The sequence below is a fragment of the Microbacterium sp. IEGM 1404 genome (genome assembly GCF_030056775.1).
GTDB lineage: Bacteria > Actinomycetota > Actinomycetes > Actinomycetales > Microbacteriaceae > Microbacterium.
The window spans coordinates 227,617-245,402 of the sequence record NZ_JASHKP010000003.1; the positions used below are offsets into that span (position 1 = coordinate 227,617).

Annotated in this window: 20 protein-coding genes; 3 read left to right on the forward strand and 17 right to left on the reverse strand. The window is 70.5% G+C overall.

Annotation, left to right across the window (positions count from 1 at the left end; all coding sequences use genetic code 11):
• Positions 1–16 precede the first annotated feature (16 nt).
• Positions 17–1,489, reverse strand: coding sequence for a sugar transferase (locus tag QM517_RS11780; RefSeq protein WP_283287588.1), 1,473 nt, complete (start codon positions 1,487–1,489; stop codon positions 17–19).
• A 340-nt stretch (positions 1,490–1,829) separates the two neighbouring features.
• Here QM517_RS11780 and QM517_RS11785 point away from each other — a divergent pair, with 340 nt between their 5' ends.
• The 3 genes from QM517_RS11785 (at position 1,830) to QM517_RS11795 (ending at position 3,396) form a co-directional block, all read left to right on the forward strand.
• The gene (locus tag QM517_RS11785) at positions 1,830–2,105 is read left to right on the forward strand and encodes a helix-turn-helix domain-containing protein (protein ID WP_077049536.1); all 276 of its coding nucleotides are present in this window, start codon (positions 1,830–1,832) and stop codon (positions 2,103–2,105) included.
• A 91-nt stretch (positions 2,106–2,196) separates the two neighbouring features.
• The gene (locus QM517_RS11790) at positions 2,197–2,529 is read left to right on the forward strand and encodes a hypothetical protein (protein WP_278103699.1); all 333 of its coding nucleotides are present in this window, start codon (positions 2,197–2,199) and stop codon (positions 2,527–2,529) included.
• Between the two features lie 159 nt (positions 2,530–2,688).
• Entirely contained in the window at positions 2,689–3,396 is a 708-nt protein-coding gene (locus tag QM517_RS11795; protein WP_283287592.1) for an arsenate reductase/protein-tyrosine-phosphatase family protein, read from the forward strand.
• Here the strand turns inward: QM517_RS11795 and QM517_RS11800 are convergent.
• The 16 genes from QM517_RS11800 to QM517_RS11875 form a co-directional block, all read right to left on the reverse strand.
• A complete protein-coding gene (locus QM517_RS11800) occupies positions 3,371–3,796 on the reverse strand; it encodes a VanZ family protein (RefSeq protein ID WP_283287593.1) in 426 nt (141 codons plus the stop codon). The genes QM517_RS11795 and QM517_RS11800 overlap by 26 nt on opposite strands.
• Before the next feature lie 52 nt (positions 3,797–3,848).
• A complete protein-coding gene (locus tag QM517_RS11805) occupies positions 3,849–4,016 on the reverse strand; it encodes a hypothetical protein (RefSeq protein WP_160897636.1) in 168 nt (55 codons plus the stop codon).
• 109 nt (positions 4,017–4,125) lie between these two features.
• Positions 4,126–6,132, reverse strand: a complete 2,007-nt coding sequence (locus QM517_RS11810; protein WP_283287595.1) for an ABC1 kinase family protein — start codon at positions 6,130–6,132, stop codon at positions 4,126–4,128.
• A gap of 346 nt (positions 6,133–6,478) precedes the next feature.
• Positions 6,479–6,691, reverse strand: a complete 213-nt coding sequence (locus QM517_RS11815) for a hypothetical protein (protein ID WP_077049531.1) — start codon at positions 6,689–6,691, stop codon at positions 6,479–6,481.
• Between the two features lie 11 nt (positions 6,692–6,702).
• Positions 6,703–7,290 (reverse strand): hypothetical protein, encoded by a 588-nt coding sequence (locus tag QM517_RS11820; protein WP_283287598.1) that lies wholly within the window; start codon positions 7,288–7,290, stop codon positions 6,703–6,705.
• Positions 7,287–7,877 carry a DNA/RNA endonuclease G gene (locus QM517_RS11825; protein WP_077049529.1) on the reverse strand — a complete coding sequence of 197 codons (591 nt, stop codon included), beginning with the start codon at positions 7,875–7,877 and terminating at the stop codon, positions 7,287–7,289. Before QM517_RS11825 ends, QM517_RS11820 begins: the two co-directional genes overlap by 4 nt.
• Entirely contained in the window at positions 7,874–8,263 is a 390-nt protein-coding gene (locus QM517_RS11830) for a hypothetical protein (protein WP_083734909.1), read from the reverse strand. The genes QM517_RS11825 and QM517_RS11830 overlap by 4 nt, the downstream gene beginning before the upstream one ends.
• A complete protein-coding gene (locus tag QM517_RS11835) occupies positions 8,260–8,448 on the reverse strand; it encodes a DUF2273 domain-containing protein (protein ID WP_077049528.1) in 189 nt (62 codons plus the stop codon). The genes QM517_RS11830 and QM517_RS11835 overlap by 4 nt, the downstream gene beginning before the upstream one ends.
• Positions 8,445–8,918: an Asp23/Gls24 family envelope stress response protein gene (locus QM517_RS11840; RefSeq protein ID WP_283287599.1), complete on the reverse strand. Its 474-nt coding sequence runs from the start codon at positions 8,916–8,918 to the stop codon at positions 8,445–8,447. Before QM517_RS11840 ends, QM517_RS11835 begins: the two co-directional genes overlap by 4 nt.
• Positions 8,919–9,052: 134 nt before the next feature.
• The gene (locus QM517_RS11845; protein ID WP_283287600.1) at positions 9,053–10,612 is read right to left on the reverse strand and encodes a glycoside hydrolase family 32 protein; all 1,560 of its coding nucleotides are present in this window, start codon (positions 10,610–10,612) and stop codon (positions 9,053–9,055) included.
• Between the two features lie 73 nt (positions 10,613–10,685).
• Positions 10,686–12,065, reverse strand: a complete 1,380-nt coding sequence (locus QM517_RS11850; RefSeq protein ID WP_283287602.1) for a glycoside hydrolase family 32 protein — start codon at positions 12,063–12,065, stop codon at positions 10,686–10,688.
• On the reverse strand, positions 12,062–13,051 hold the full coding sequence (locus QM517_RS11855; RefSeq protein WP_283287604.1) for a LacI family DNA-binding transcriptional regulator: 990 nt from the start codon (positions 13,049–13,051) through the stop codon (positions 12,062–12,064). Before QM517_RS11855 ends, QM517_RS11850 begins: the two co-directional genes overlap by 4 nt.
• Positions 13,048–13,959: a carbohydrate ABC transporter permease gene (locus QM517_RS11860; RefSeq protein WP_278103711.1), complete on the reverse strand. Its 912-nt coding sequence runs from the start codon at positions 13,957–13,959 to the stop codon at positions 13,048–13,050. Before QM517_RS11860 ends, QM517_RS11855 begins: the two co-directional genes overlap by 4 nt.
• Complete coding sequence (locus QM517_RS11865) at positions 13,959–14,837, reverse strand: carbohydrate ABC transporter permease (RefSeq protein ID WP_077049603.1); 879 nt, start codon at positions 14,835–14,837, stop codon at positions 13,959–13,961. Before QM517_RS11865 ends, QM517_RS11860 begins: the two co-directional genes overlap by 1 nt.
• Before the next feature lie 76 nt (positions 14,838–14,913).
• Positions 14,914–16,251: an ABC transporter substrate-binding protein gene (locus QM517_RS11870; protein WP_283287609.1), complete on the reverse strand. Its 1,338-nt coding sequence runs from the start codon at positions 16,249–16,251 to the stop codon at positions 14,914–14,916.
• 49 nt (positions 16,252–16,300) lie between these two features.
• A complete protein-coding gene (locus QM517_RS11875) occupies positions 16,301–17,767 on the reverse strand; it encodes a family 43 glycosylhydrolase (RefSeq protein ID WP_283287611.1) in 1,467 nt (488 codons plus the stop codon).
• Between the last annotated feature and the right edge of the window lie 19 nt (positions 17,768–17,786).

Genomic DNA, 17,786 nt, shown 5'->3' on the forward strand with positions numbered 1-17,786 from the left:
CGCCCTCCTCGTGTGCTCAGTGCGCGGTGTCGCCGGGGGCGAAGACGGCCTTCACGGTGCGGAACAGGATGACGAGGTCGCCGATCAGCGACCAGTTCTCTACGTAGAAGAGGTCGAGGCGGATGGCATCCTCCCAGGACAGCGCCGATCGGCCGCTCACCTGCCAGAGACCGCTCATTCCGGGGCGGACGATCAAGCGACGCCGGGCGTCGTCGTCGTAGAACGCCACCTCCGCATCGCGCTGAGGACGCGGCCCGACGAGGCTCATCTGCCCGACCAGCACGTTGAACAGCTGCGGGATCTCGTCGAGCGAGTACCTCCGCAGAATACGGCCGATCGGCGTGATGCGCGGGTCGTCGTCGATCTTGAACAGGGGGGCGCCGTCGCGTCCCTGGCTCGTCAGGAGTTCCGACAGGCGGGCGTCGGCGCCGTCGACCATGGAGCGGAACTTGATCATCCCGAATCGGACGCCGCCCTGACCGACACGTTCCTGCCGGTACAGGATCGGGCCGGGGCCCGACAGTCGCACGAGGACGGCCAGGACGAGCAGCAGCGGACTGAGGGCCCCGAGCAGCAGCAGGGACCCGACGAGATCGAACGCGCGTTTCAGGACCCGCTGACGGGTGGAGTATTGCGGCGTCTCGACGTGGACGAGGGGGAGACCCGCGACCGGGCGCGTGTGGATCCGTGGCCCGGCGACGTCGGTCAGGTTCACGGCGACGATCAGGTGCTGCCGCCCGGGCTCGAGGCCCCAGCCGATCCGCCGGATGTCATGGGCGTCGATGTGTCCGCCGCCGGTGACGAGCACGCTGTCGGCGTCCAGCTCGTCTAGTCGGCGCTCCAGGCGCCGCGCGTGGGCGTCCGTCCACGAGTTCTCGCCGGCGCCCTCGACGGTGTGCACGCCCACGATCGTGAGGCCGACGCCGGGCTGACGGGCGATCTCGCCGGCCACCCGGGCGTTCTCCTCGGAACTTCCGACGAGGACGACTCGCGCGGACAGTTCCCCCCGACGTCTGCGGGCGACGAGCCAGGCGCGGGCGGCCGAGCGCGAGGCGAGGAGGGTGAGGGTCCCCACGGGAAGGCTGAGCAGGAAGTAACCGCGGGACAGGTCGACCCCGGTGAGGTAGGCGCCCATGGCGATGAGGCCGAAGAGTTGGAAGGATGCCGCGATGACCAGGCGATGCTCGGCGACGCCGTGTCCGACGACCCGGGGGAGGCGTGTCCCCCAGAGGGTCAGGGCGATGAGCCACGCGACGCACAGGAGCAGCGACACGGTGGTGTAGTCGATCGGCACCGCGCTGACGCCCGCGTGATCGGGTCCGAGCCAGAGCGCCTGGGTGCCGAAGACGGCCGCTGCCACCACGAGCGCGTCGGAGGCGACGAGGAGCCGGGCGTATCGGGACTGCCAGGTGCGCCTTCGTTGCGTGCGCGTCGGGGTGAAGCTTTTTGTAGGGGCGGGTGAAACAAGTGACGAGGTAGCGAGATCCATGGGTACTCCGCTGATCGGGCTCAGTGGCCGGAGATGATGCGCCTCTGGGCTGGAACAGGAGGCGCGGGGTCCGGGCACTGTGCCACCCACGGCGTCCGCGGGGGACCGATACGTCAGCGGTGCGGGGAGGGTGAAGGGTGTCGAGGGGGAGGGCTCCGAAGAGTGATGCGGCAGCAGGACCGGCCCCGCGCCCGTGATCCGCACATGGTTCGCCCCCGCGCTCACCTCCGCAAGATCGCCGATCACCTCGGCAGGTTTCCCGCCTCCGGGCACGGACCCGACGCCGGTGAGACATGTACACATGTTCATGTGCGCGTAGCCGAACGGACAAGCTGGGTGCATGACCGACGTGCCCGATCCCTGGAACGAGTTCGCCCGGCAGTTCGGCGCCCGTCTGCTCGCGGCGCGTGCGGAGAAGGGTTTCTCGCAGGAACACGTCGCGCATGCTGCCGGACTCGCCACCTTCACGTACCGCAAGCTCGAGCACGGCGAGTCCAACCCCGGTACGCCGGCGAACCCGCGGTTGCGCACGATCGTGTGCTTGGCGGAGGTCCTGCAGATTCCGCTCCCCGACCTGCTTCCGCAGCCGCCGGAGGGCGTCGCGCCCGGTCGCTGAGTGCGGTGTCGGAGGCTCGTGCTTCACTTCTTCCGTGCCCACCGATGATCGGGGAGTCCTCGCGGACGACCCGGAAAGAGAGGTGTCCGGCATGAGCGAGAACGATGTCCATCCCCGTCACTCGGGTGCGCGCTGCACGTACGCGTGGTGCACGACCCGCCACGGCCTCACGGTCCACCCCGACGACGAGACGCACCGCAGCTCCGGCTCGGGTTTCACGGCGCGGGTCCGGGGCTCGGACGAGTCGGGAGCGGGACGGGAGAGCGAGGTCGAGGTCGGAATCCTCCGTCGACCGGGCGATGTCGAGAACTGGCTCGCGATCGAGCTCGGATCCGTGGGGCTCGCGCTCTCGATCGACGGTGCGCGCGAACTCCGCCGCGTGCTCGCGGAGGACCCGCAGATCCGAGAGGCGCTGTCGTCCTGAGGTGATCGGGAACGCGGACGCCGCGGCGATTCACCCGTCCCGGCAGTCGACGCATCGGCCGGCGGGGCGGACGGAGCGGCAGCGGAGGACGCTGTACTCGAGGGAGCAGCCGTCGCGCGCGAGGACCCGACCTCGCCGCCGCCGCCCCGAAAGAGACCCGTGAACCAGCTCTCCCGCCCCCGTGTGCTGATCGTGTGCACGGCGAACGCGATCCGCTCGCCGTTCGTCGAGCACCTGCTCCGTGCCCGGTTCGCCGACGCGGGTGTCGTCGGTCCCGTCCTCACCAGCGCGGGGACGGCCGCGCGGCCCGGCCGATCCGCGGAGCCGGACGCGGTCGAACTCGGACGGGAGCATGGGCTCGACCTCGCCGGTCATCGCACGCGCTCCCTCGACGAGGTCATGCTCGGCGAGTCGTCGACCGTCCTGTGCGCGGCGGCCGTTCACCGGCGAACGGTCCTGGACATGCGTCCGGACGCTCTGGACACGACGTTCATGGTGCGCGAGTTCGCCCGACTGCTTCGGGAGGAGCGCGACGCGTCCGCCGCAGAGGATTGGGACTCGCTGGTGCGCCGCCTCGCTCGAGGGCGGACGCGGACGCGTCGGACACCCGCGGGAGACGATGACCTCGTCGACCCGATCGGTCAGCCGCCGGCCGTCTGGCGGGAGTTCGAGCGCGCCGCGACGGAGGCCGTCGAGGCGATCGCGATGCATACGGCTCCGGCGCTCGCCGCGGCAGCAGTGGATCGCCTCCCGGACCGGCCGCAGATGACCCGCCGGGAGCATCGAGCGCGCGCGCGGCGCGTCGCGGGTTCCGATGCCTCCCTCGACGGAGGTGGACCTCTCACTCCGGGCGTCGACGGCGGGTGAGGCGGCGCAGCGTCGCGAGGCCTGCCGCCCCGAGGATGCCGCCGAGGGTGTTCGCCGCGACATCGACGGCGCTGGACGTCCGGCCGGGGAGGAACAGCCCCTGGGCGATCTCGGCCATCAGCGGCACGACCCACGCCACGCCGAGGATGACGAGAGGCCGACGGGGCAGGACGGTGGCGAGGATCACCCCGAACGGAACCATCATCACGACGTTCAGGGTCGGGTCGATCCCGAACGGGAAGGCCGCGGGGGCGACGCGCAGGAGGACGTCGTACAGCGGACCGGCCTGCGAGTCGATGTGCTGCGGCCAGAACAGGACCGCCGCGAGGACGACGAGATAGACCGACGCCGAGACGGCCGCGAGGATGCGGCCCCGGCCGCGCGGAGGTGCGGTGCGCATGCCTCACCGTACGAAGCCGCGCACGCGGCGTCCGCCGCGCGATCCCGGGGAATTAGAGGGTGATCACGCCGCTGAACCCGGCCCCCGATGGGGCGTCGAGCGCGCGACCCTCTTCACTGTCGGCGCGGGCGATGATGCGGCCGAGGCCGATGCCCGCGGCGAGGGCCGCGACGATCCAAGTGACGATACCGACGACGATGGCGGTGACGACGAAGACCATGGGACTTCTCCTTTGGAGTCCGGTGGTGCACAACGGGTAGCTGTTCGACACTGTAGCGGTCCCGCGCGTGGGAAGGAGAGACTCCCGCCGCGTGGCGGAATGCGCTATGTCAGCCCCGGCGCGTGAACGTCCGGCGGACCACCCTCAGCAGTCCCAGGAAGCCGAACAGGCCGATCACTGCGCCGAGGATCGCGAACAACGTGACCGATCCGCCGAGCACCGGTCCGCCGCCGGCGACGATCAGGACGACGGCGATCACGACCGCGGCGATCGAGACCAGGGTCGTCGCGATCTCGGAGGTGATCCGGCTCAGGATGCCACTCGTATCGGTGCCGTCGTCGGAGCGCAGCGTGATCCCGATGGAGCCGCGCTCGATGCCGGTGAGCAGGGCTTCGAGGCGCTGCGGCATCCGCTGCAGACGTGCGAGCGAGATCACCGCGCCGGCCTGGAGGTCGGTGGCCGCCCGGCTGAGCGAGACCGAGCGTCGGAGCAGGGTGGGCATGAGGGGGAGTGCTCGGCCGACCATGTCGAAGTCATCGACGATCACGCGGAGACAACCCTCCAGGGTGGCGAAACTGCGCAGCGCGGATGCCAGCTCCCCGGGCAGGGCGATCCGGTGCTGTCGGATCACGTCGACGATGCGGGTGAAGATGGAGCCCTGCCCGCCGCTGCGCACGTGTTCCGCCGTGAGGACGATCCCGACGTCGTGGCGGAAGGCATCCAGATCGACGTCGTCGGGGGCGTCGACGATGAGTAGGAGCGCGTCGGTGGCGGCCACGTCGTTCTCGCTGAGGGCTGCGAGCAGGAAGGCCGTCATGTGCTGACGGCGGCTACGCTCGATGATGCCGACCGCGCCGAAGTCGATCAGCCCCAGCCTCCCGGTGTCGGTGAGGAGAACGTTGCCGGGGTGGAGATCGGCGTGGAAGACGCCGTACACGAGGATCTGCTCGATGACCGTCGACATGAGCACCTCGGCGAGCCGATCCCGCTCCTCGGCCGTCAGTGCCGCCAGGCGGTCCGCGGAGTCGCTGAGCGCGGTGCCGTCGACGAGTTCCATGGTGAGCACGCGCGTGCTCGAGGCCTCGGGGAACGCCCCGGGAATGGTGACGAGCCCGCGGCGTCCGGGCTCGGCGGCGTCGATGCGCTCGATCGTGGCGCGGATCATCTCCGTGTTCTGCGCCTCGACGCGATAGTCGAGTTCCTCCAAGAGCGTCGTGGTGAATCCGCGGGCGACGGATTCGATGTGCAGGTCGCGCCCGACGCGGGTGCGCTCCTGCGCGCGCTGGGCGAGGCGGCCGATGATGTCGGAATCCGCTTCCACCTGGGCGCGTGCGGCGGGGCGCTGGACCTTGACGACGACGCGACGGCCGTCGTGGAGCGTCGCCCGGTGCACCTGGGCCACAGAGGCGGCCGCGAGGGGGTTCGGGTCGACGTCGGCGTAGATCTCGTCGATCGGGCGGCCGAGATCGCTCTCGATCACCTCGCGCACGGTCTCCCAGGGGAGGGTGGTCGCGCTCGTCTGCAGCGAGGCGAGGGCGCTGAGATACGGCTCCGGGATGAGGTCGCGGCGCGTGGAGAGCACCTGGCCGAGCTTGACGAAGCTCACCCCCGCGTCGTTGATCGTGGCGACGATGGCCCGGGCGCGTTCCTCCGAGGTGCTGAGCTGCTGCTCCACACGGGAATGGCCGCCGTGGAAGAGCCAGCCGACGCCGTGTCGCGACGCGATGGCGAGGATCTGGAGGTAGCGACGTGTGCGCTTGCGCTGCCGGAGACCGGCACGGATCACATCGATCGGATTGGGCAGCGGTCGCGTCGGGAAGATGGCCTCGCTGGCGACGAGGGTGGCGACCCCGAGGGCGAACACCCAGCTGATGGACAGGGCGATGAGACCGAGGGCCAGCCAGACGTTCCCGCTCTCGGCGAGCGTCGAGCCCGCGGGGAGGTTCGTCTGCTCCAGCACCCATTCCGCGGCGGGAACACCGAGGAAGAACACCAGGAGTCCGACGGCGATGCTGCGCGGCCATCCCACCGCCGTCCCGATGATCTGACGGGCCACGAACCCCACGAGGATCGCGCAGACGATCGCGACGATGGCGATGAGCAGGGTGACGACCACGGGGTCAGCGTAACCGTCGACTCAGGAGATGCGGGCGAACCCGCAACCCGAGCACACCCACACGGCCGCGGAACCTCGGGTGTCGGGATCCATGCGGTGCAGGCATCCGGGGCAACGGGGAGGGAACCCGACGGCCGTGTCGTCGTCGTCGGCCCGCGTCTGAGGGGCAGAGGGGGCGGGGGGTGCGGCGGAAGGTGGGAACATCGATGCCCTTCGGTCGAGGACATCTTTACATGCGCATGCTCCCACGCGGGAGGGCCGTCCACAGGGGCGCCGGCCGCGACGACGAAGGGGGAGGGACGCCGTGCGTCCTCTCCCCCTTCCGCGTGGCCGCGCGGTCCGTCCGTCAGCGACGGAATTCCCGCAGAGCCTTCTTGGCCTTCTTCTCGGCCCGGGCGGCGGCCTTGCGTCGACGTCGGCGTGCGCGCGGGTCGTCCCACAGGCGCACGATCTGGTGGCCGACCGACTCGCGGTTCTTGACTTCGACACGGCCGGTCCGCGTCCCGATCACGTAGGCGATCAGGACGAGGGCACCGATGACGATGATCCGGTTGCGCATGGCATCCCCTTCTAGTTCAGGCGCTTCTGGTCGTGCGCGAGCTTCGCGCGGAGACTCGAATGCACCGAGATGAACGTGCGGAACTGCTGACCGGTCAGGGTCGCGAGATTCGTCACGAGGGTGTCGACGTCCTCGGCGATCTGACGGGGCGACGTGTTCTGACGCGGCGTGATGCTCACGTGCAGCACCGTCTCTTTGCGCACCTCGTTCGAGGAGATGCGCGAGGCGAGGATCTCGTCGCGCTCGTCGAGCGAGTTCTTCAGAGCCGCCGAGGCGAAGTCGTCGGTCACGATGATGCGACCCGCTTCGCTGTCGGAGCCGATGGACTGCAGCGGCACGCGGTGCTTTCCGCGCACGGCGCCCACGGCGACGAGCACCAGCACGATCACGACGACGGCGAGCACGGCGATCGCCCCGATGTCCAGCGACGGCTGACCGATCCCCTCGGTCCATCCGCGGACACCGTCGGCGGTCCGCGTCCACACGTCGGCGGCGCCGGGGAGGGCGGCCACGACGATCAGCAGACCGCCCAGAGCCAGGAGGACCAGCGCGACGACGAGAAGCAGGATGCGGTTGAGTGCGCGATTGGTGTTCCTCATCGGAGATCCTCCTTCCCCGCGTCGAGCGGGCGCTCGACACGGACGTGCGTCCGCACGGACGGGGTGAGACGGTAGGACGCGACTTCCTCATCGACGATGGCTCGAAGGCCGTCGACGTCGACCGGGATCCCGAGCGGCGGCCGCACGGTCACGTCCACGCTGCGGTGGGCGACGCCCACCACCACGTTCTCGCGGGCGATCCCGGACTCGAGGCTCACGTGCTGGGCGATCGAGGAGGCCACCACGCCGTTGTCGACGACGACCGCGCGCTCTCCCCAGGTCATCTCGTGGCGGGAGAGCCGGCCCGGGGCCACGGCGATCACGAGCACGATCAGCCCGATCACGGCGATCGCCGCGCCGATGGCGATGAGCGCCGCGGGGACGACGGCCGTGGGGAGCGCGGCGAGAGCGTCGAAAGCGGCACCGGGAGCCACGAGCAGCGGCGGCCGGCCGGCGAGCGACAACCCGATCTCGACAGCGGCGTACACCGCGGCCAGGATGAGCAGGATCACGACGACGAGCATCGCTCCGGTGCGGGGCGAGTGCGTCTCGCGACGCACGACGGTACGCAGAACGGAGTCGGTCATCTCACCCTCCTTCTCTTCGGGGTGGTCGCCCCGGCGATGGTCAGGTCCACGCGCGACACCTTGCGCCCGAACAGACGGGTGAGGCGGTCGTGGAGATCGTGCTGGATGCCGCGAGCCGCTTCCAGCACGGGGGTGGCGGCCCGCACCGCCTCGGTGTCGTCGAGGCGGGGGACGGGGAAGGGAGCCTGGACGCGGACCACGACGGTGTCGCGCGAGGCGGCGATGTCGACCGACACGTCCGCACGGTCGACGCCGATGGCTTCGGCGGCGGCCTGCTCGGCCGCTTTGCGGAAGACGCGGTCGGCCACGTCCACGCGGCCGTGGGTCTGCACGCTGACCCCGCCCCCCGGGGCGGCGGTGGCCACCCCGGGAAGCGCGGTGGTCACGATGTGCTCCGACCCGAGAATGCGTTGGCGATGCTGCGGATGTCGATCTCGCCCGAGACGATCCGACCGACGACCGCGCCGATCGCCATGAACAGGGCGACCAGGAGGAAGCCCCAGAACCCGAAGATGAGTGCGGCGGCGGCCAGGATCAGGCCGACGAGGGCACCGGTGATGGTCGGGTTCATGACACGCGCGAGGGGGTCGAGTCGTCGTCATCGTCACCCGGGATGTGGATGTCGTTGACGTCGACGTTCACCTCGACGACCTCGAGGCCGACGAGACGGCTGATGGCACCGGCGACGCGCGCGCGCACCTGGTCGGCCACCTCCTGGATCGGAGCGGGGTACTCGACCACGATGGTGAGGTCGGCGGCCGCCTGGGTCTCGCCCACCTCGACCTTGACGCCCTGCGTCAGGTCGGTGGCGTTGATCGCGTCGCGGATCGCGCCGAAGGCGCGCGCTCCGCCACCGCCGAGGGCGTAGACGCCGGTGACCTCTCGCGCCGCGATGCCGGCGACCTTGGCCACGACGGAGTCGGCGATGGTGGTCTTGCCCGCGGTGTCGGCGGCGAGGGTCGCGGAGCCGGCGGATGCGCGGTCCACGCGCGAGCCCTGGGGCGCGGCGCTGGGGGCCGCGGGCTTTTCTTCGATAGCCATCGGAGTGTCCTTCCTGTACGTCCTGGCCGGGGCGGTGATCCCGTGCCAGCTGTGTTCGCTTACTGGTTAGACGTACGCGGAAGGGGTTTCGTCACGCCGCGGCCCCCACTTTCTCCGGATGCGTGCGGCTGCGCTCACACGGGGGTGGCGAACTCCCGGATCGTGAGGCCCGAGAATTGCGCGGCACCGCCGTCGGTGTACAGCGAGATCCCGGTGTCGCCGTCGAGGAAGTGCACCTGCTGCGACAGAACGGTGTGCCCGGCGTTGACGAAGACCTCCACGCTCTGACGGTCGACGAAGATGCGCAGGTGCACGGACCTGGCCGCGGGGTCGATGGGCGCGGCCGCGCGGGTGTACGGCGCGAGAGCGTATCCGGCACGGTCGGACGGCCCCCGGTCGACGTAGAGGTCGGATCCGTACTTGCCGATGTTCGTGTGGCGGGACCCGTCGGCCGATCGGCCGACCGAGACGCCGACGTTGACCGCATCGGTCCACGCGATGTCCAGCTCGAGTTCGTAGGCCCGCCCCGTCCAGGGGAGCACCGCACTGCCGTTCACCGTCCGGTCCGGCAGGGTCGCCGTCGAGGTCGCGCGACCCGCCAGGGCGGAGATCGGTGCGCTGAGCAGGCTGTACCACCCGCCGGACTGCTTCTCCAGGCGCAGCTCGCGCACGATCGAGTTCTGGCCGTTGTAGCCGTCGGTGACGTCGGTGGGGACGTCGCGCGCGGCGTACTTCCAGTTGTTCATCCACCCGATCGCCAGCCGTCGGGTGTCGGGCGCCTCGATGCTCGGCCACGTCACCGCCCCGTACCAGTCCCAGCCCCAGTCCAGCCACTGCGGGGTCGGGTCGTCGGCGACGAAGTGCGTGCCGTTCCACGTTCCCATCCAGTACGCGTAGGTCATCGGGAGCCCGGCCGTGTAGGCATCCATGCTCGCCCCCAGCACCCAGTGCCGGGTGCCGTCGTCGGCGGTCATCTGGAACAGATCGGGGCATTCGATCCCACCGAGCTGCGGGTTCGGGTAGTCGAAGTTGCTGCGCCACGTCCACTGCCGGAGGTCCGGCGAGGTGTAGAAACCCGCGTAGCGGGCACGGCCGAGGGCCATGACCCATTCACCGCGCGACGCGTCCCAGTGCACCTTCGGGTCGCGGCACCACTCGGCGTTGTCGATCTCGGCCGGGGTCTGGGCGGCGCGACCATCGGTGTTGACGAGGACGGGGTCGGGGAGCATCGTGAAGCTGAACCCGCCGTCGGTCGACCAGTAGAGGTACTGCTCCTGGTACTTGCGGATGCCGTCGGTGGGACGGGTCGCGAGCGCGATGACCGCTCCCGCGCCGAATCCCGCGGTGTTCGCCTCGTCGACCACGAGGCACCCCGACCACACGGGGACGCCGTTCGTGAGCGGCATGACGGTGCCGTGGTGGACGAAGCTGACGCCGTCGGTGGTGGCGTGATCCCACCCGCCGGGTCCGTTGTTGACGTCGGAATGGAGGTAGTACAGCTGGTACTGCCCGCCCGAGACGATCGGGCGCTGCGGATCGCACAGCCAGGCCGTCGGTGGGGTCATGTGGTAGATCGCGCGTTGCGACGGCGGGGTGGCGCGGGCGGCCACGGGAGCCGCGGACGCCAGGGCGAGGCCGAAGGCCCCGGCTCCGGCGCCCTGCAGCAGGGTGCGGCGGGAGATCTCGAACGGCATGATGCTCACTTCCTCGTGATCGGCGGGCGCGACGATGCACCCGCCGGGTGTCCGGCGGTTCGGTTGTGGTGGGTCAGGCGGCCGCCGGAGCTGCCCGACCTTCCTGCGCGTCGTCGAGCCCGACGATGCGCACGGCGGGAGCCTCCGCCCCCTCGGCGGTGGCGCGGACGGCCACGGGCCCCGCGCCGAGGGTCACCAGGTGCGAGAGCACGGTGGCGCCCCGGTCGGCGAAGACCTCCAGGAGGGGGCCGTCCAGCACGATCGTGAACACCGCCGCGCCCGCTTCGAGCAGCGGGGCGACGCGCGCGCCGGCGAAGTCGGGGTGCAACGTCCGGGCGGCTTCGCCCGTGCGCGACACGGTGAGGGTGCGAGCGGTCGGGTCGTGCACGATCTCGACCGCGGCATCCGCTTCGCCGTCGAGCCGGATGCGCAGGATGCCGGTGTCTGCGGTGTCGCGACGGATCTCGATGAGCGCGTGGGGATCGATACCGGCCTCCGGCAGGGGCGTCGCGTCCGGGGCCGCGGGGAGGACCGGGTGCTGCACGAGCCGCAGTGCGCCCGCGATGCGGCGCAGCCCCAACGTGCGCGGCAGCGACATCGCGCCGCGCCACGGAGCGGTCGGCACGGCGTGCGCGTAGCGCCAGTTGTTCATCCAGGCGAGCATCACCGCCGCGCCGTCGGGGGCGTCGTGGAAGGTGACGCCGGCGTAGAAGTCCCGACCGTGGTCGACGGGGAGGAGGACGTCCTCGTCGGCGCGGAACACGTCGCCGACGAGGTCGCCGACGACGTAGTGCATCGCCGACCCGGACGGGTCGGGGGCGTCGCCCACGGGGTTCGTGCTCAGCAGCAGCACCCAGGCGGCGGCATCCGATCCCTCGACCGGGAGCCGCACGAGATCCGGGCATTCCCACACGACCCCGGTCGGGCCGAGCGGGCCGAACGATCCCGTCTCGCGCCACGATTGCAGGTCGTCGGAGGCGTAGAACACGACGCGCCGTTCCACCGCCTCGACCGCGAGCATCAGCCAGCCGCCGCCCGGGAGCGCGATGACCTTCGGGTCGCGGAAGTCGGAGCTGCCGCGGTCGAGCACCGGGTTGGCGGCATCCGGGGTCCAGGTGAGGCCGCCGTCGAGACTGGTCGCGCGGGACTGGGCTTGGATGCCGTGGGCGTAGGCGCTCGTGTAGAACGCCGTCAGGGCGTCGCCGGGGCCGGCCACGACCGATCCCGAGAAGATCTGCTCGCCGGGGCGATGGGCGAGGGCGACGGGATGCTCCTCCCAGTGCAGGAGGTCGGGGCTGGACGCATGGCCCCAGCTCATGTTGCCCCAGTCGTTGCCCGCGGGGTTGTACTGGAAGAACGCGTGCCACCGGCCGCCGCTGTGCACGAGGCCGTTGGGGTCGTTCATCCAGTTGCGCGCGGGCGCGAGGTGGAGGCGCGGGCGGGGCAGGCTCACATCGACTCCCGGAGGACCGGCGGGCAGGCCACGAGCTGGCGCGCACCCGACGCGGGCGCCTCCAGCCCCAGGAGCGTGCGCACGCCGGCGGCACCCAGCTCGTAGTGCGGCAGCGCGACCGTCGACAGCGGCGGACGCAGGTGCGCCGCGATGACGTCCTGGTTGTCGAAGCCCATGACCGCCACGTCGTCGGGGATGCGCAGGCCGCGGTCGCGAAGGCCGTCGTACAGGCCCATCGCGACGCGGTCGTTGTGGCAGAACACCGCCGTCGCTCCGGAGGCGACGACGGCTCCGGCGATGCCGTACCCGCCCTCCTGCTCGGGAGCCGCCTCGAAGATCAGGGAGTCGTCGCTCGCGACGCCGGCGTCCTCCAGGGCGGCGCGGTAGCCCGCGAGCCGTCCGTCCCTCGCGGGTGAGGGGGACGTGGTGTTCACGAAGGCGATCCGGCGATGACCGGCCGAAAGGAGTTCCTCGGTGGCCGTCCGACCGCCCTGCACCTCGTCGGGGACGACCGCGGGGAAAGCGTCGTCGGCGGCGAAGCAGTTCACCAGCACCGTTTCGGTGTGCTGGAGCGGCGGCGGCACGTCGATCTCGCGGTGGTACCAGGTGGAGTACAGGATGCCGCGCACCTGGTGCTCGAGCATCATCGCGATCGCGTCGTTCTCGGCGGCGGCGTTGCCCTCGGTGTTGGCGACGAGCAGGACGAAGCCGTGACGCCACGCCTCGTCCTGGGCCCCGTGGATGATCTGTCCGGCGAAGGGGGTGGTGGCGATGGCATCCGCCACCAGGCCGATGAAGCGCGAGTTGCCTTCGGACAGCGTCTTGGCGAGGGCGTTGGGCCGGTAGCCGAGCGCCTCGATCGCCTCGTGGACGCGGCGTCGGGCGTCTTCGCCGATGCGCGCGCCCGGCTTGTCGTTCACCACGTGCGACACGGTCGCCACCGACACCCCGGCCGCCCGCGCCACGTCGCGCATCGTCGTGCTCATCCCTTGGTGGCTCCGCTCTCCAGGCCGGCGATCATCGCCTTGTTCAGCACGAGGAACACCAGCAGCAGTGGCGTCACCGTGACGCACACCGCGGCGAACGTCGCCGTCCAGTCGGTGTTGCCCATCGCTCCGATGTAGTTTTGCAGCCCCAGCGGGATCGTCTTGAGTCCATCGGACAGAACGAACGTGTTCGCGAAGATGAAGTCGTTCCAGATGAAGATGCTGTTGACCAGGACGACCGTGATGATCGTGTTCACCGACAGCGGCGCCGTGATCTGCAGGAAGATCCGGTACGGGCCGGCGCCGTCCAGGGACGCGGCCTCGTACAGCTCCCGCGGGATGTACTCGTAGAACGACGAGAACAGGTAGATCCCCATCGGCAGCGAGAACGCCGCCAGCGGCAGGATCATCGAGAGGTGCGTGTCGAGCAGCCCGACCTGCGAGTAATCGATGAACAGCGGCACGAGCGCGATCTGCACGGGCACGATGATCCCGAGCAGGAACAGCGCCCGGACGAACCCGCTGAACCGGAAGCCGAGGACCTGCAGCGCGTAGGCGGCCATCATGCCGGCCACGACGATCAGAAGGCTGGCGCCGAGGGTGACGATGAAGCTGTTCGCGATGTTCAGTGCCAGGTTCCCGGTCGCGAAGGCGCGGGCGTAGTTGTCGAGGGTCCACTCCGACGGCAGCGCGAAGGGGTCTCCTCCGGCGAAATCCGACGCGGTGCGGAAGCTCGTGAGGAACAGCCACAGCAGCGGGTACACCTGCACCACGACGATGAGGATCACCGTCACCGTCAGGAGAGTCCGCTGCACGCGCACCCGCGGCGAGCGGTGCACGGCGCGCGGTTCCGGTGCGTCGGACGGGGGGACGGATGCCACCGGGGGCGGGGCGAGAGTCGTGCTCATCACGCGTCCTTTCGACGCAGCAGCAGGAAGATGAGTCCCACTGCGACGAGGCACTCGACCACGATGAAGACCGAGATGGCACTGGCGTAGCCGTAGTCGGTGTGGACGAACGCCGTCTTGTACATGTAGGTGGTCAGCAGCTCCGACGCCTGACCCGGTCCGCCGTTGGTCAGCAGGTACGGGATGTCGAAGCCGCGGAGCGCGAAGGTCGTGGCCATCACGGTCGTGGTGATCCAGACGGGACGGATGTACGGGAAGCGGATCCGCCAGAAGGTCTGCCACCAGGAGGCGCCGTCCAGGCGCGCGGCCTCCTCGAGCTCCTTGGGCACCGCGATGAGCGCCGCGTAGATGATGAGCATGTAGAGACCGGTGAACCGCCACCCCTCGGGGATGGACACCGCCGCCAGCACCGTCTGCACGTTGGAGAGCCAGGCCGTCTGGAGGCCGTCGAGTCCCACCCACGCCAGCAGCTGGTTGAGCAGACCCACGGGCTCGAGCGAGTAGATGCGGACGAAGAGGAACGCGATCGCCACGGTGGAGATGACCGCCGGCAGCAGGTACAGCGTCTTGACCAGTTCGCGGGCCCGGGGGAGGGCGGTGAGGAGCCCCGCCACCGCCAGGGCGCCCCCGAGCTGGAGGACCAGGCAGATGGCGAGATATCCCAGCGCGTTGCCGAACGCCGTCCAGAACACGTCGTCGCGCGTGAACATCTTCACGTAGTTGTCGAGGCCCACGAACGCGAGGTCGGTGATGCCGTCCCACGAGAACAGGCTGAGGACGAGCGACTGCACGATGGGGAGGAGGACCGCGGCGCCGTAGAGCAGCAGCGGGGGGACGAGGAAGACGGCGACGGCCAGGCCCGAGCGCCGCGGCAGCATCGACGTGCGCATCGGCGCCCGACGTCGGGCGGGCGAGCCGGCCCCGGTGACCCGGGGCCGGCTCGGTGCGAGGGTGTCAGCCACCGACGTTCTCCGTCAGAGCCGCGTCCATCGTGCTGACGAACTCGTCGGGCGTGATGTCGCCCTGCACGAGGAGGGTCAGCTCCTGCTGCAGACGGGTGTTCGTGGCGGGGTCGAGCTGGGTGTCCCAGGGCATCGCGATCTTCGGGCCCACGTCACCGGCCTGCTCGATCGCCCGCGTGTACAGCGGGGTCGCGTTCGCGGGGATGGTCGTCTCCACGCCCGTGGTCGGCGAGAGGGCGCCCGAGGCGGCGACCTCGGCGGGGTAGCGCTCGAGGGCGAACCGCAGGAAGTCGCGCACGAGCGGGTCGTACGTGGCGGAGTTGACGGCCATGCCGATGCCGGACGGAGTCACGTACTCGTTGTCGGCGGTCACGGCTCCGGGGATCGTCGGGAGCGTGAAGTAGTCGACGCTGTCGCGCACGCCCGCGTCGAGCTTGTCGGTGGCGAGGTTCGCCAGCTCCCACGTGCCGATGTTGTACACCGCCGCATTGCCGGAGGTGAACTGCGCCTGGGCGTCGGCGTATCCCGTGGCGGAGAAGCCCTCCTGGAAGCAGCCGGCCTGTCCGAGCCCGTACAGCCAGTCGGCGGCGGCGCGTCCGGGAGCGTCGGAGAACTTCGCCTCTCCGGTCTTCAGCTTCTGCACGTAGTCGGGGCCCGCCTGGCGGAACGGGTAGTAGGCCATGTACCGCTCGAGCGGCCAGCCGTCGGCACCGTCCAGGGCGATCGGCGTGATGCCCTTGGCCCGGAGCGCCGTGCACATCGGGGCGAAGTCGTCGAGCGTCGCGGGGACGGGCACCCCGGCCTGCGCGAGCAGGTCCTTGTTGTACCAGAAGAACTCCAGCTGGAACTCGAACGGCACCATGTACAGCGAGCCGTCGTCGAAGCGCTGGTAGGTCAGGGCGACGTCGCGGTACTCGTCGGACAGGCCGAGGTCCTTCAGCAGCAGGTCGACGTCGACCATGCGGCCCTGCTGTGCGAGCTTCTGCGCGAAGGGCGTGGCATCCGTGTCGAAGAGCTCGGGCAGCTTGTTGGCGGCGGCCAGGGTCTCGTACTTCTGGATGTAGCTGGGGCGATCGGGTGTCGTGATGAGGTTCAGCGAGAAGCCGGGGTGGTCGGCGGCGTACTCGTCGGCGATCTTCTGCATCGCGGTGATCACGCCGCCGTCGGCCGGACGCGACAGCAGCCACGAGATCTCGCGGGGCTTGATCTCGCCCTCGGGGTTGACGTCGGTCGGGTCGCCGGCGGAGCCGGTCGCGCCGCATCCGGACAGGACGAGCGCGGTGGCGGCGGTCAGGGCGACCCAGGATGCCGCTCGGGTGAGGTGGACCATGTGAATCTCCATTGATGTGGTGGTGCGGGTAGGGGTGAGGTTGTGCGGGTCAGGACGAGACGAGGGCGTCGTCGAGCGACGCGGCCGGGACGGCGGTGGTGGAGGGGCCGGTGATCTCCAGCGAGAGCACCGTCGCGGCGCCCTCGCCGACGAAGGCGCCGACGCGACCGTCGGTCCGGTCGTAGAGGCGCGTGCTGAGGGTCACCGAACCGTCGACCGTGGCGACGCACAGATCGCCGTCGACGACGACCTCGAGCCGGTGCGGGCCCGGAGCGAGCGTCACGGGGCGCTCGAGCTCGATGACGTGGGGGACGTCCCCCGAGATCTGCCACTGCTCGCCGCCCGTCCGCCGGCGGGGCCAGCGGTCGAGCACCAGACGGTTCCGTCGCGGCTCGAGGCGCAGGACGTAGGCCTCGTCGCCGTCCGCGCTCGCCCGGAGTAGCAGGCCGCATTCCGTCGTCCCGGGGGCGATGTCGAAGACGGCGTCCACGCGGAAGGCGGCGGGGAGGTCGGTCGGGAGGACGAGGTCGGCGTAGCCGTCGGGGGCCGACAGGACCGTTCCGGATGCCGCCGAGTCGAGGCGCTCGCCGAAGCTCGCGGAGAGCTCCCGCGGCGGATGGAAGCGCAGCGAGCCGTCGGCGTTCTGCTCCGCTTCCAGGACCGAGAGCGTCCCCGCCCACTGCCACGCGCCGTCGTCCCGGCCGCCCTCGCGGGAGGAGATCCATCCGAAGAAGAACCGGCGCCCGTCGCGGGCGGCGGATTTCGCGGCGTAGTAGGCGCGTCCGTCGATCGTGTCGTTCTCGGGCAGCCGCCACGGGCCGTGGAGGCTGCGCGAGACGCGATAGCGCGTGGTGAAGGACTCGCTGAACTCGGAGTACACGAGATACCACCACCCGTTCCACTCGAAGACCTCGGGGCATTCGTGGGCGATGTAGCGGCGCGGGTCCCAGAAGGGCTCGGCGGCCTCCCACGTGCGGAGGTCGTGCGAGACGCACTGCGCGATCACCCCGCGTCGCCGCTCGGGGCCGTCGGCGTGACGGGCGGTGACGAGCATGCGCCACACGCCGGCCTCGTCGTCGCGGAAGACGAAGGGATCGCGCCAGTCGGCGGTCTCGTATCCCGGGGTCGCGCCGAAGGTGTCGTCGGGGTGGCGGACCCATGTGCGCATCCCGTCGTCGCTGGTGGCGTGCAGGACGACCTGGAGCGGGAGGCCGTCCGCGCCGATCCGTTCGGGGTTCTGCCCGGTGTAGAAGACGTGGTGGATGCCGCCGGCTACGACGACGCTGCCGGTGTAGACGTTGAAGTCCGCGGCATCCGGCCCTCCCGAGGGGAGCGCGGGACCGGTCTCGACGAAGGTGACGAGGTCGTCGGTGACGACGCGGTGCCACGGCATCCCGATCTTGGGGACCTGCCGAGATTCGTGCAGGTAGAAGAGGTGGAACCGGCCGTCCTCCTCCCACGGGATGACGTCGCCGACCCAGGCGTTCGGCGGTCGGAAGAACCCTCGCTGGTCCATTCGGATGACTCCTCATCGA

Coding starts and splice junctions, on each gene's coding strand:
- QM517_RS11800 (WP_283287593.1), bottom strand. CDS start 3,796: ATGCGCACCGCACCTCCGCGCGGCCGGGGCCGCATCCTCGCGGCCGTC.
- QM517_RS11865 (WP_077049603.1), bottom strand. CDS start 14,837: ATGCTGCCGCGGCGCTCGGGCCTGGCCGTCGCCGTCTTCCTCGTCCCC.
- QM517_RS11805 (WP_160897636.1), bottom strand. CDS start 4,016: ATGGTCTTCGTCGTCACCGCCATCGTCGTCGGTATCGTCACTTGGATC.
- QM517_RS11835 (WP_077049528.1), bottom strand. CDS start 8,448: ATGAACCCGACCATCACCGGTGCCCTCGTCGGCCTGATCCTGGCCGCC.
- QM517_RS11820 (WP_283287598.1), bottom strand. CDS start 7,290: ATGAGGAACACCAATCGCGCACTCAACCGCATCCTGCTTCTCGTCGTC.
- QM517_RS11870 (WP_283287609.1), bottom strand. CDS start 16,251: ATGGTCCACCTCACCCGAGCGGCATCCTGGGTCGCCCTGACCGCCGCC.
- QM517_RS11845 (WP_283287600.1), bottom strand. CDS start 10,612: ATGCCGTTCGAGATCTCCCGCCGCACCCTGCTGCAGGGCGCCGGAGCC.
- QM517_RS11875 (WP_283287611.1), bottom strand. CDS start 17,767: ATGGACCAGCGAGGGTTCTTCCGACCGCCGAACGCCTGGGTCGGCGAC.
- QM517_RS11855 (WP_283287604.1), bottom strand. CDS start 13,051: ATGAGCACGACGATGCGCGACGTGGCGCGGGCGGCCGGGGTGTCGGTG.
- QM517_RS11840 (WP_283287599.1), bottom strand. CDS start 8,918: ATGGCTATCGAAGAAAAGCCCGCGGCCCCCAGCGCCGCGCCCCAGGGC.
- QM517_RS11860 (WP_278103711.1), bottom strand. CDS start 13,959: ATGAGCACGACTCTCGCCCCGCCCCCGGTGGCATCCGTCCCCCCGTCC.
- QM517_RS11790 (WP_278103699.1), top strand. CDS start 2,197: ATGAGCGAGAACGATGTCCATCCCCGTCACTCGGGTGCGCGCTGCACG.
- QM517_RS11815 (WP_077049531.1), bottom strand. CDS start 6,691: ATGCGCAACCGGATCATCGTCATCGGTGCCCTCGTCCTGATCGCCTAC.
- QM517_RS11825 (WP_077049529.1), bottom strand. CDS start 7,877: ATGACCGACTCCGTTCTGCGTACCGTCGTGCGTCGCGAGACGCACTCG.
- QM517_RS11785 (WP_077049536.1), top strand. CDS start 1,830: ATGACCGACGTGCCCGATCCCTGGAACGAGTTCGCCCGGCAGTTCGGC.
- QM517_RS11780 (WP_283287588.1), bottom strand. CDS start 1,489: ATGGATCTCGCTACCTCGTCACTTGTTTCACCCGCCCCTACAAAAAGC.